The 11,940-nt window shown below is 72.1% G+C and carries 14 protein-coding genes; 9 read left to right on the top strand and 5 right to left on the bottom strand.

The window, feature by feature from the left end:
- Positions 1 to 118 precede the first annotated feature (118 nt).
- On the bottom strand, positions 119 to 586 hold the full coding sequence (locus tag ACFYO5_RS06340; protein ID WP_388704863.1) for a pyridoxamine 5'-phosphate oxidase family protein: 468 nt from the start codon (positions 584 to 586) through the stop codon (positions 119 to 121).
- A 158-nt stretch (positions 587 to 744) separates the two neighbouring features.
- On the opposite strand from ACFYO5_RS06340, the gene ACFYO5_RS06345 reads away from it, so the two are divergent.
- Positions 745 to 1,398 (top strand): cysteine hydrolase, encoded by a 654-nt coding sequence (locus ACFYO5_RS06345; protein ID WP_388704866.1) that lies wholly within the window; start codon positions 745 to 747, stop codon positions 1,396 to 1,398.
- Here the strand turns inward: ACFYO5_RS06345 and ACFYO5_RS06350 are convergent.
- Positions 1,385 to 1,870: a Rieske (2Fe-2S) protein gene (locus tag ACFYO5_RS06350; RefSeq protein ID WP_356562760.1), complete on the bottom strand. Its 486-nt coding sequence runs from the start codon at positions 1,868 to 1,870 to the stop codon at positions 1,385 to 1,387. The genes ACFYO5_RS06345 and ACFYO5_RS06350 overlap by 14 nt on opposite strands.
- Positions 1,871 to 2,067: 197 nt before the next feature.
- Between ACFYO5_RS06350 and ACFYO5_RS06355 the strand changes: the two genes are divergently transcribed.
- The 7 genes from ACFYO5_RS06355 (at position 2,068) to ACFYO5_RS06385 (ending at position 8,098) form a co-directional block, all read left to right on the top strand.
- A complete protein-coding gene (locus ACFYO5_RS06355; RefSeq protein WP_356562762.1) occupies positions 2,068 to 2,823 on the top strand; it encodes a HipA family kinase in 756 nt (251 codons plus the stop codon).
- Positions 2,820 to 3,236, top strand: a complete 417-nt coding sequence (locus ACFYO5_RS06360) for a DUF3037 domain-containing protein (RefSeq protein ID WP_356562764.1) — start codon at positions 2,820 to 2,822, stop codon at positions 3,234 to 3,236. Before ACFYO5_RS06355 ends, ACFYO5_RS06360 begins: the two co-directional genes overlap by 4 nt.
- Positions 3,237 to 3,405: 169 nt before the next feature.
- Entirely contained in the window at positions 3,406 to 4,167 is a 762-nt protein-coding gene (gene fabG, locus ACFYO5_RS06365; RefSeq protein ID WP_356562765.1) for a 3-oxoacyl-ACP reductase FabG, read from the top strand.
- A 19-nt stretch (positions 4,168 to 4,186) separates the two neighbouring features.
- Entirely contained in the window at positions 4,187 to 4,948 is a 762-nt protein-coding gene (locus ACFYO5_RS06370) for an SDR family oxidoreductase (protein WP_356562767.1), read from the top strand.
- A 211-nt stretch (positions 4,949 to 5,159) separates the two neighbouring features.
- On the top strand, positions 5,160 to 6,740 hold the full coding sequence (locus tag ACFYO5_RS06375; protein WP_388704872.1) for an ABC transporter substrate-binding protein: 1,581 nt from the start codon (positions 5,160 to 5,162) through the stop codon (positions 6,738 to 6,740).
- A gap of 79 nt (positions 6,741 to 6,819) precedes the next feature.
- Complete coding sequence (gene ung, locus ACFYO5_RS06380; RefSeq protein ID WP_388704875.1) at positions 6,820 to 7,503, top strand: uracil-DNA glycosylase; 684 nt, start codon at positions 6,820 to 6,822, stop codon at positions 7,501 to 7,503.
- A gap of 115 nt (positions 7,504 to 7,618) precedes the next feature.
- Positions 7,619 to 8,098: a hypothetical protein gene (locus ACFYO5_RS06385; RefSeq protein ID WP_356562773.1), complete on the top strand. Its 480-nt coding sequence runs from the start codon at positions 7,619 to 7,621 to the stop codon at positions 8,096 to 8,098.
- Positions 8,099 to 8,113: 15 nt separating this feature from the next.
- On the opposite strand, the gene ACFYO5_RS06390 is transcribed toward ACFYO5_RS06385, so the two are convergent.
- Positions 8,114 to 8,590, bottom strand: coding sequence for a hypothetical protein (locus ACFYO5_RS06390; RefSeq protein ID WP_388704878.1), 477 nt, complete (start codon positions 8,588 to 8,590; stop codon positions 8,114 to 8,116).
- A 117-nt stretch (positions 8,591 to 8,707) separates the two neighbouring features.
- Positions 8,708 to 9,220, bottom strand: coding sequence for a DinB family protein (locus tag ACFYO5_RS06395; RefSeq protein ID WP_388704880.1), 513 nt, complete (start codon positions 9,218 to 9,220; stop codon positions 8,708 to 8,710).
- Between the two features lie 279 nt (positions 9,221 to 9,499).
- Between ACFYO5_RS06395 and ACFYO5_RS06400 the strand changes: the two genes are divergently transcribed.
- Positions 9,500 to 10,411, top strand: coding sequence for a Gfo/Idh/MocA family protein (locus ACFYO5_RS06400; protein ID WP_388704882.1), 912 nt, complete (start codon positions 9,500 to 9,502; stop codon positions 10,409 to 10,411).
- Here ACFYO5_RS06400 and lnt read toward each other — a convergent pair.
- Positions 10,329 to 11,894, bottom strand: coding sequence for an apolipoprotein N-acyltransferase (gene lnt / locus ACFYO5_RS06405; protein WP_388704884.1), 1,566 nt, complete (start codon positions 11,892 to 11,894; stop codon positions 10,329 to 10,331). The genes ACFYO5_RS06400 and lnt overlap by 83 nt on opposite strands.
- Between the last annotated feature and the right edge of the window lie 46 nt (positions 11,895 to 11,940).

The raw sequence follows: 11,940 nt of genomic DNA on the forward strand, positions 1-11,940 counted from the left end.
CGACCGCGCCCACCCGACCGACGGTCGCTGCCCGAGCGCTCCCGCCCGTCCGACCGCCGCCCCGCCCGTCCGTCCTCACTACCCGTCCGACCGCCGCCCCGCCCGTCCGGCCTCCCGCCTATGCGTCGCCCAGCTTGCGGAAGTCCCACGACACGATCTTCTCCGGGCGCAGCCGCGCCCACGCGTGCCGTCCGTCGTGCGGCATGGCGTCCAGGCCGAAGTTCTTGCGGGCGAACAGCGTCTCCACGGAGTCGAGTTCGGCGCACAGCTCGCCGGTGCGCGGGACCTCGCCCACGAACTCCACGGTGCCGGACAGTTCCACGCCCCGCAAGGAGTCGTACTCCTCGCCCGTGTCGATCACGATCGCGACCCGTGGGTCCCGGCGCAGGTCGCTCCAGCGTCTGCTGCGCACCACGGAGTACAGCCACAGTGCGGAACCGTCCCACAGGAACCACAGGGCGCTCACGTGCGGGGCGCCGTCGGCGGACACGGTGGCCACCCGGCAGGTGCGCTGGGTGCTGAGGAACGCGCTCACCTCGCCCGGTGACATCATGATCCTGCGGCCCCTGCGCTGCGTGACGGTCATCCAGCCCTCTTCTCTCTTCGCTTCTCTCACGTGGTGCCAGCGGTGTCCTGACGTCGCGTCAGAAAAGAACGGTCCGCACAGGATGAGTCCTCTTCCCCGCTCGCGCAACGGTCGCTATCCTCGCCCGACCCGACCCGCGCCGGTCTCCAGGGGGAGCCATGCCGTCGTCCGTGCACCTCGGTGACCTGCTCGACCCCCGCCACACCGTCCTGCTGACGGTGGAGTGCCAGCGGGGCGTCGTGGGTCCGGACGCCGCCCTGCCCGAACTCGCCCATGCGGCACGGTCGTCGGGCGCCCTCGCCAACGTCGCCCGACTGGTGGCCGGGGCCCACGCAAGCGCCGTCCAGGTGATCCACGCGGTCGCCGAACGCCGCCCCGACGGCCGGGGAGGAAACCGCAACGCCCGTCTGTTCCGGGCCGCCGAACGCCTTCCGGTCCAGCAGCTGTCCGGCACCGCCGCGGTCCGGATCGCGCCCCCGATCGAGGTCACGGAGGACGACTTCGTCGTACGGCGCCTGCACGGACTGTCACCGATCCAGGGCACCGACGTCGACGCCCTGCTGCGCAACCTCGGCTGCCGCACACTCGTCGTCGCCGGGGTCTCCGCCAACGTGGCGATCCCGAACGCCGTCTTCGACGCCGTCAACCGCGGTTACACCACCGTCGTGCCGTCCGACGCCGTCGCGGGGGTGCCGTCGGAGTACACCCCCGCGATGATCCGCCACACCCTCGCGTTGGTCGCCACGGTCGCGACCACGGACGAGGTCCTGGCGTGCTTCGCACGGTGGGACGGGCGTGTCAGGCCAGAGTGATCGAGTCACCGCTCACGCTGATCGCCACCTCCGGCAGCGGTTTCGTCGCCGGGCCGCTCTTCACGCTGCCGTCGGTGACGGAGAAGTTGCTTTCGTGGCACGGGCAGTTGATGACGCCGTCGGCGATGCTCTTCACCGCGCAGCCCTGGTGGGTGCAGACGGCGGAGTAGGCCTTGTACTGGCCCGCCGTCGGCTGTACCACGACCACCTTCTGCTCGTCGAAGACCTTCCCGCCGCCCTCCGGGATGTCTGCGGTCGTCGTCAGGGGCGTACCCGCCGCGCCGCCGCCGGTGCTCGCCGACTCCGAACCACCGGTCGCACCGGCCGAGCCGGAGGAGTCCACCGAACCGGACGAGTCGTCGTCGGAGCCACCGCACGCGGTCAGCGCGACGGCGAGCCCGGCGGCTCCGGCGGCCGCCACGACGGCGCGGCGGGCGGGTCCCGAGGTGGACTGGATCGATGCGCTGGTCATGCGGGGGTTCCCTTCGGAAAGTTCGAGATGCTGCCGAGAGGTACGGGCTCGGGACGCCGCCTGTTCAGTGGCGGTCGAGCCCGTTCGGACGGTGTCGAGAGCTTGACCTGTTCAAGGTGAGCGGGGCGTAAGCCACGGCTGTCGCGGAGCTGTCGACCGGGCTCCGCGGGCCCGCGCGCCGCCAGTAGCCTGGGACGATGCTCAAGGAAGTCATCGCGACCCGTTTCATCACGCCCCTGCGTGAGGGCGGCTCGCTGCCGGGCCTCGTGGAGGCGGACGACCTGGCCGCCTACGTCCTGAAGTTCACCGGCGCGGGGCAGGGCCGCAAGACGCTCGTCGCCGAGGTGGTCTGCGGAGAACTCGCCCGCCGCCTGGGCCTCAGGGTTCCGCGCCTGGTCACCGTGGAGCTGGACCCCGTGCTGGGTCTCGGGGAACCGGACCAGCAGGTGCAGGAGCTGCTCAGGTCCAGCGGCGGCACCAACCTCGGCATGGTCTTCCTGTCCGGAGCCCTCGGCTTCGACCCGCTCGCCTTCCCGGTCGACCCGGCCGAGGCCGGGCGGATCGTCTGGTTCGACGCCCTGATCAACAACGTCGACCGCTCCTGGCGCAACCCCAACCTGCTGACGCACCGCGGCGACCTGTGGCTCATCGACCACGGCGCCACCATGATCTGGCACCACAACTGGCCCTCCGCCGAGGCCTCCGCGGCCCGCCCCTACGACGCCTCGGACCACGCCCTCGCCCGTTTCCGCCCGGACATCGCGGCCGCCGCCGCCGAGCTGGCCCCCCGGATCACCGCCGACCTCCTCGCCGAGGTCACCGGCGAGATCCCCGACGCCTGGCTGACCGACGAGCCCGGCTTCGCCACCCCGGACGCGCTCCGGCGTGCCTACGCGGCACCCCTTCTGGCGCGCGCCGCCGTCATCCACGAACACATCAAGGGGGCCGAGTGAACGAGCGCCACATCATCAGGGCCAGCGAGGCCAACGAGCGGGACATCTACGAGTACGCCCTGCTGCGGATCGTGCCCCGTGTCGAGCGCGGCGAGTGCGTCAACGCCGGCGTGCTCGTCTACTGCCGCGCCCAGGGCTACCTCGGCGCCCGCACCCACCTCGACGAGGCCCGGCTGCTGGCGCTGGACCCGGCGGCGGACGTGGTCGGGGTGCGCGCCGCGCTGCGCGCCGTGGAGAGCGTGTGCGGGGGCGGCGAGGCGGCCGGACAGGCGGCGCACGACGACGCCGGACGGCGCTTCCGCTGGCTGATCGCGCCCCGCTCGACGGTGGTCCAGCCGGGGCCCGTGCACACCGGGCTGACCACCGACCCCGCGGCCGAGACCGACCGGCTGCTGGACCTCCTGGTGAGGTGACGGTCCGGGTGATGCATCACACCGCCCTCGTGTGGCGTTGACACCGGGTGCCAAGGCTTCTAGCGTCACGTCTGCCGAAGGTACTAAGCGGTCGCTCACCGAGTCGACGGTGATCAGGACGGTCGCTCCCCACACGGACGTACATTCTCGAGGGCGAGGAGAAGCAGCAATGTCCACCACAGAGCAGCGGGTCGCAGTAGTCACGGGCGCGGCGCGCGGCATCGGTGCCGCCACCGCCGTACGGCTGGCCGCAGAGGGCCGCGCGGTCGCGGTGATCGACCTCGACGAGGCCGCCTGCAAGGACACCGTCGAGAAGATCACCGCGGCGGGCGGCCGGGCGATCGCGGTCGGCGCCGACGTCTCCGACGAGGCCCAGGTCGAGGCGGCGGTCGCGCGCGTCGCGGCGGAGCTGGGCGCCCCGACGATCCTCGTCAACAACGCGGGCGTGCTCCGCGACAACCTGCTGTTCAAGATGAGCGCCGGCGACTGGGACACGGTGCTCAACGTGCACCTGCGCGGCTCGTTCCTGATGACCAAGGCGGTCCAGAAGCATATGGTGGACGCCGGCTTCGGCCGGATCGTCAACCTCTCCTCGTCCTCCGCGCTCGGCAACCGGGGCCAGGCCAACTACTCGGCCGCCAAGGCCGGTCTCCAGGGCTTCACCAAGACCCTCGCCATCGAGCTGGGGAAGTTCGGCATCACCGCCAACGCCGTCGCCCCGGGCTTCATCGCCACCGACATGACGGCCGCGACCGCCGCCCGCGTCGGCATGGGCTTCGAGGAGTTCAAGGCCGCCGCCGCCACCCAGATCCCGGTGGCGCGCGTCGGCGAGCCCGACGACATCGCCAACGCCATCGCCTTCTTCACGGACGAGGCCGCCGGATTCGTCTCCGGCCAGGTGCTGTACGTCGCCGGCGGACCGCTCAACTAGACCACCAGGGATCACGGACATGACTGAACTGCCCGCACTCTCCGGCAGGGTCGCCCTCGTCACGGGCGCCAGCCGCGGCATCGGCTACGGCGTCGCCGAGGCGCTCGTCGCCCGCGGCGACCGGGTCTGCATCACCGGACGCAACGAGGACGCCCTCAAGGAGGCCGTCGAGAAGCTCGGCGCCGACCGTGTCATCGGCGTCGCCGGCAAGGCCCACGACGAGGCCCACCAGGCGATCGCCGTCGAACGCACCATGGAGGCCTTCGGCCGCGTCGACCACCTGGTCAACAACGCCGGTACCAACCCGGTGTTCGGGCCGATCGCCGACCTCGACCTGAACGTGGCCCGCAAGGTGTTCGAGACCAACGTGATCTCGGCGCTCGGCTTCGCCCAGCGCACCTGGCACGCCTGGCAGAAGGACAACGGCGGCGCGATCGTCAACATCGCCTCCGTCGCGGGCCTCGCCCCCTCGCCCTTCATCGGCGCCTACGGCGTCAGCAAGGCCGCGATGATCAACCTGACCCAGCAGCTGGCGCACGAGTTCGCGCCGAAGGTGCGGGTCAACGCCATCGCCCCGGCCGTGGTGAAGACCAGGTTCGCGCAGGCCCTGTACGAGGGCCGGGAGGCCGAGGCGGCCGCCGCCTACCCGCTCGCCCGGCTTGGCGTGCCCTCCGACATCGGCGGCGCCGCCGCGTTCCTCACCTCGGAGCAGTCGGACTGGGTCACCGGTCAGACCCTGGTCGTCGACGGCGGCCTGTTCCTCAACGCGGGCGTGGCCTGACGACACCCCGCCGCACGGTCCACGGGCGCCGCTTCCGACACCGGAAGCGGCGCCCGTCCCGCGCCGGACCGCCGTACATCCGACGCACAGGGGCATGACAACGTCGTCATCGCCGAAGTGATCAAGAACGTGACATGCGAGCGGGTTCAGGCGGCGTGGCGCTGCGGTATGGTCTGCCAACCCTTGGCATGGCAGATCGAGGAGCGTGCGCGTGTTCAACCGGAACCGATCCTTGCAGCAGGTCGCGGCGATCGTGTCCATATCCCTGGTGGCCGGGTGCAGCCTCCTGGGAGAGGAAGGCTCCGACGACGCCGGGCCGATCGTCGTGGGCACCACCAGCGCGCCCAGCACGCTGGACCCCGCCGCCTCCTGGGACGGCTCCTGGGAGCTGTTCCGCAACGTCTACCAGACGCTGCTGGCGTACCCCAACGGCGCGACGACGCCCCAGCCCGACGCGGCCACCTGCGAGTTCACCGACGACACCAGCCGGACGTACCACTGCGAACTGCGCGAAGGCCTCTCCTTCTCCAACGGGGACAAGCTCGACGCGCAGGCCGTGAAGTACACCTTCGACCGGATCCTCGCGATCAACGCGCCCACCGGTCCGGCGGGACTGCTCGGCAGCCTCGACCGGGTCGAGGCCGTCGGCGACCGCGAGGTCGTCTTCCGGCTCAACAAGGCCGACGCCACCTTCCCGTTCGTGCTCGCCACCCCCGGCATGTCCCTCGTCGCCCCCGACGACTACCCGGCCAAGGCGGTCCGCGAGGGCGACAGCATCGTGGGTTCCGGGCCGTACGACCTCAAGGAGTACAAAGAGGGCGACCGGGCGGAACTCACCCGCAACGACCGCTACAAGGGCTCCGCCGACCGCAAGAACGACGCGGTGACCATCCGCTACTTCCAGGACTCCGGCGAGATGGTCAAGGCCCTGCGCGGCAAGCAGATCGACATCACCTACCAGGGCCTCGCCGCCGACGACATCGTCACCCTGGAGAACAAGGGCGACGAGAACGAGGGGCTCCAGCTCGTCGAGGGCGCCGCCAGCAACATCAACTACCTGGTGTTCAACCCCAAGGACCCCTGGTCGAACAAGGTCGCCGTACGCCGGGCCGTGGCCCAGGTCATCGACCGGGCCGCGATCGCCCACAAGGTCTACAAGGACACCGTCGACCCGCTGTACTCGATGGTCCCCAAGGGGCTGACCGGCCACACCACCGGCTTCTTCGACGACTTCGGCGACCCCGACCCGGACAAGGCCCGCGAGATCCTCGCCGACGCCGGCATCACCGACCCGGTGCCGCTCACCCTCTGGTACACCACCGACCGCTACGGCTCCGACACCGCCCTGGAGTTCAAGGAGATCAAGGCCCAGCTGGACGCCTCGGGCCTGTTCGAGGTCACCCTCAAGAGCCGCCCCTGGAAGACCTACGTGGTGGGCTACCAGAAGGGCGAGTACCCGGTGTTCGGGCGCGGCTGGGCCCCCGACTTCCCGGACGCCGACAACTTCATCGCCCCCTTCGTCGGTGAGCAGAACGCGCTCGGCACGCCCTACCCGGCGAAGCAGATCACCCAGGTGCTGCTGCCCCGCTCCCGCGAGGAGAGCGACCGCGCCAACGTGGTGAAGGACTTCCAGGAGGCCCAGCAGATCCTCGTCGACGACGCCCGGCTGCTGCCGCTGTGGCAGGGCAAGCAGTACATCGCCGCCAACGAGGACGTCTCCGGCGGGGAGCGGGCGCTGGACCCGTCGACGATCATGATGGTGTGGGAGCTGTCCCGCAAGACCAGCTGGTAGGCGGAGCGCGGATCCCGTTGTCAGTGGTCACCTGTAGGTTCTGTGGCCTGTAAGTGACCGCACGACGGAGGACGTTGACGTGACCGACATCGCCATGCTGCCCGAGACCTGGCGCGGGGTCCTGGGCGACGAGCTGGAGCAGCCCTACTTCAAGGAGCTGACGGAGTTCGTCGAGGAGGAGCGGGCGAAGGGGCCCGTCTACCCTCCGCGCGAGGAGGTCTTCGCCGCGCTCGACGCCACGCCGTACGAGCGGGTGAAGGTCCTGGTCCTCGGCCAGGACCCCTACCACGGCGAGGGCCAGGGACACGGGCTGTGCTTCTCGGTGCGGCCCGGGGTGAGGATCCCGCCGTCGCTGCGCAACATCTACAAGGAGATGCACGCCGAGCTGGGCACCCCCGTCCCGGACAACGGCTATCTGATGCCGTGGGCCCAGCAGGGCGTGCTGCTGCTCAACGCGGTCCTCACTGTCCGCGCCGGTGAGGCCAACTCGCACAAGGGCAGGGGCTGGGAGCGGTTCACCGACGCGGTGATCCGCGCCGTGGCCGAGCGGCCCGACCCGGCGGTCTTCGTCCTGTGGGGGAACTACGCGCAGAAGAAGCTGCCGCTCATCGACGAGACCCGGCACGCGGTGGTCAAGGGGGCGCACCCCTCCCCGCTCTCGGCGAAGAAGTTCTTCGGCTCCCGCCCGTTCACGCAGATCAACGAGGCGGTGGCCCGGCAGGGGCACGAACCCATCGACTGGACGGTCCCGAACCTGACCTGACCCGCACCTGGCCCGACCCGCACCGAGCCGGCCCTCGCCGGACCGGCTCGGTGCCGCCTGACCGGGATCTCCGGTGCCTGCGGTTAGCGTCTTCGCAACAACGCAAGGAGGGCTCGTGGCGGAGTATCGGCAGGAACAGTCGGCGCCGGACGCCGTGCTGACCCGGATCGGGCAACTCGTGATGCTGCACCACGGGGGAGACCGGGAGGAGGCGAGGCGCCGCCTGCTGGAGCTGTGGGAGGAGCTGGGCGAGGAGGGCGACCCGCTGCACCGCTGCACCGTCGCCCACTACCTGGCCGACACTCAGGACGACCCCTTCGACGAACTGACCTGGGACCTGCGGGCGCTGACCGCGGCGGAGGAGCACGAGCGGGCACCCGCCGTGCGGGCGCTGTACCCCTCGCTCCATCTCAACCTCGCGGCGGACTACGTCAAACTCGGCCGTACGGAAGCCGCCCGCACCCATGTCCGCAAGGCCCGCAGAGCGGCCCGCGGACTGGGCGACGACACCTACGGCGACGGCTTGCGGGCGGCCATCAGCCGGATGGAGCTGCGGCTGGGAGAGGGCGGTACGGACCACCCCCGCCCCGAGTAGCCGAGGCGGGGAACCTCAACGCCCGTACGTGCCCTCGCAGATCACGGTCTCCGGGCTGCCGGCCCGCCACCCCCCGTACTTCCTGCCGAGGGCGCACACGTCGGTGTTCCCCCGCACCCCCTTCGTCACGCCGGGGAGGTCGAGGCGGGGCTGCGCGGGGCGACGGCGTTCCGGCCGGGCGGGTGCGGGATGTGCCGGGGCCTGCGGGCGGGACCGGCTGGACGGGGGCTGCTCGGCCGGCACCGCGGGTGCGGTGCGCGGCGCCGGTGCCGTCGCGTCCCGCCCCCGCCGGGGTCCGACCATCTCCAGAGCCTCCTGGGCGGGGGCCTGCACCACCTGTGTCCCGGCCCGCCCGTCGGGCCGCGGCACGGACGGCGGGGCCGGGGCTGCGGGCGGACCGGGCGCGGGTGGGTGCTGGACGGTCACGCATCCGGTGAGGGCCGTGACGGCCACGGTCACCAGAAGCGTCGCGGTAGTCGTCGTTCGCTGCACCCGCGCCACTCTGGTGGCTCGGGCCCGCCGAGGCACGGCGGACAAGCGGACGATACCCCGCACGGGTGATCTCGTACCCCGTGGGGAGGATGCGCGAGGGTCGCGGGTGACGCCGCGTCAGTCGCCGGTGACGCCGTCGACGCACTCGCGCAGCAGGTCGGCGTGACCGTTGTGCCGCGCGTACTCCTCGATCATGTGCGTGTAGATCCACCGCAGGTTGAACGGCTCCCCGGTGGACGCGCTCCTGCCGCGGGAGAGTTCGTCCAGCCGGAGTTCGGCGGCGTTGCGCCGGGCGATCCCGATCTCGGCCTGCCAGGTGGCGTACGCCTCCTGCCAGGTGTCCTTCTCGGTGAGGTGGAAATCGCCGTCGGGGTCCTCGTCGTCGTAGTGGATCGGTGCGGCTCCGTCGTCCACGAGGACCCTGCGGAACCAGTGGCGTTCCACCTCCGCCATGTGCCGCACCAGCCCCAGCAGGGACAGTTCGGACGGCGGCACGGACGCGGTGCGCAACTGGGCGTCGGTGAGGCCCTCGCACTTGTGGGCGAGGGTCTGGCGGTGGTAGTCCAGCCAGCCTTCCAGCATGGTGCGTTCGTCGGCGTTCTGGGCGGGTTCGGTGCGCTGCGTCGTCATGCCCGCATGGTCGCCCACCCGGCCCCCCGCCACCACGTGTTTTCCCCGTGACCGTGACCGTGACGGCCGCCGGACGCCCGGCGTCACCTCGGGCCGCCCGCCTCCGCCCGGCCGCCGACCCGGCCGCCGTCGCCGTACCGAGCGCGGGGTCGGCGGCGGTGTCGGCCGCCGGGCCGGGGCCGCCGCCGCGCCGCTCGGAAGGGACGGCCCGCCGACGGCCGCGACAGGCCCCGTATGCTGCCGTGCAGGCGGGCGCGGACCAGCAGTGAAGGAGCCCTCGTGAAGGTCGGCTGCATCGGACTCGGCGACATCGCGCAGAAGGCGTATCTGCCGGTCCTCGGGGCGCTGCCCGGGATCGAACTCCATCTCCAGACGCGCACCCCGGCCACCCTCGACCGGGTCGCCGGCATCCTGCGGCTGCCGGACGGACAGCGCCACCGCGACCTCGACGCACTCCTCGCCCAGGGCCTGGACGCCGCGTTCGTGCACGCCCCCACCGCCGTCCATCCGGAAATCGTCACCCGGCTGCTGGAGGCGGGCGTCCCGACCTACGTCGACAAACCGCTCGCGTACGAACTCGCCGACTCCGAACGGCTCGTGGCGCTCGCGGAGGAGCGGGGCACGAGCCTGGCCGTCGGCTTCAACCGGCGTCACGCCCCCGGGTACGCGCAGTGCGCCGACCACCCGCGCGAGCTGATCCTGATGCAGAAGAACCGCGTCGGCCTGCCCGAGGAGCCGCGCGCGATGATCCTCGACGACTTCATCCACGTCGTCGACACCCTGCGCTTCCTGGTGCCGGGACCGGTCGAGGACGTGACCGTACGGGCCCGGGTGGAGGCGGGGCTGCTGCACCACGTCGTGCTCCAGCTGGCCGGTGACGGGTTCACCGCGCTCGGGGTGATGAACCGGCTCAGCGGATCCAACGAGGAGATCCTGGAGGTCTCCGGCCAGGACACCAAGCGTCAGGTCGTCAACCTCGCCGAGGTGATCGACCACAAGGGGCAGCCGACCGTGCGGCGACGCGGCGACTGGGTGCCGGTGGCCCGCCAGCGCGGCATCGAGCAGGCCGTGCTGGCCTTCCTCGACGCCGTTCGCGCCGGGAGGACGCTCAGCGCCCGGGACGCGCTGGCGACTCACGAACTGTGCGAGCGGGTGGTCCGAGCGGTGCGGGAGCGTTCCGGCGCGGCCTGATCGCCCGCGCCCCCTCCACCAGGCCGAGTCCCACGAGGACGAGCAGGGCCGCGTGGACCGGCCAGTCGCCGAAGCGGACGTACGGGGTGACGCCGTCCGCGAGCGGCACCCGGTAGACGGCCGTGGTGCTCGCCTCCGTCCCCAGCGACGGGCCGATGCGCTCGCCGCTCGCGTCGTACACCGCCGAGACACCCGTCAGGGTCGCGTGCACGAAGGGGCGGCCGGTCTCCGCGGCCCGCAGCGCGCCCAGCGAGGCGTGCTGGGCGGGGGCCCAGCTGTTCTGGAACGTCGACGTCGAGGACTCGGCGACCAGGACGTCGGTGCCGTCCTCGACGAGATGGCGGCTCATGTCGGGGAACGCCGTCTCGAAGCACACCATCGGGCCGACGCGCAGGCCGGGCCCGGCGTTCATCACCACCTGCTCCGTGCCGCGCCGCCGGTCCTCGCCGGCCGCCTTGCCGACGGACGTGGCCCAGCCCAGCAGCGACCGGGCGGGGATGTACTCGCCGAACGGCACCAGCCGCATCTTGTCGTACCGGTCGCCGGTCGGTCCCTGGGGTCCGATCAGCATCGAACTCTTGTAGATACCGGGCCGGTCGGAGCGGCGGGCGTCCACGTTGACCAGGATGTCGGCGCCGGTCGCCCGGGACAGGGCGGCGAGGCGGCGGGCCAGGTCCGGCCGGGCGTCCAGGTCGTGGCCGACGCTGCTCTCGCCCCAGACGATCAGATCGACGTCCTGCCCGACGAGCCGCCGGGTCAGCTGCTCCTCGCGGTCGAAGCGGCGGTCGGGCCCGTCGACGACACCGGCCTGGACGACGGCCACCCGGGCCTGCCCGTCGGCGTCCGGCCGCGGCGACCACACCCACGCGGCCGAGGCCGCGGCCGCCGTGGCCACCAGGCCCGCGACGGCCGGGACCCGGTGCGCCGGAACCGCGACGAGCAGGGTGACGGCCACGTTCACCGCGACCACCAGGAAACTGAGCAGCCACACCCCGCCGACCGACGCCAGCCGCAGCGCCGGTTCCACCTGCCACTGACTGGCCCCGAGCACGCCCCACGGCCCGCCCAGTCCCTGCCAGGAGCGGACCAGTTCCACCGCCAGCCAGCCCGAGGGGAGGACCAGCAGCGCGGCCGCGGCCCGGCCCCGTGAGGGCACCCCGCCGAGGAGCCGGCGCACCAGCCAGCCCCACGGCGCCCACAACGCGCCCAGCAGGGCGGCGAGGACCAGCGTGAAGACATGGAGGCTCGGCACCAGCCACACGTGCATCGACAGCATGAACCCGAACCCGCCTGCCCAGCCGTCGTACAGCGCCCGCTTGCCGGTCGGCGCCGAACGCGCCAGCAGGAGCCAGGGGATCAGCGCGGCGTACGCCCACCACCACAGGCCGGGCGCCGGGTAGGCCGGTACGGGCAGCGCACCCGCCAGGGCCGCGAGAGCCGCGCGCCGCCACGGGGAGGAGAGCCAGTGACCGAAGGTCTTCATACGGCACCTCTCTACCCCGTGATCGCTCCAGTGTGCGCGCCCGGTG

The sequence above is a fragment of the Streptomyces sp. NPDC006259 genome, assembly GCF_042870975.1.
In the GTDB taxonomy this organism is placed as follows: Bacteria; Actinomycetota; Actinomycetes; order Streptomycetales; family Streptomycetaceae; genus Streptomyces.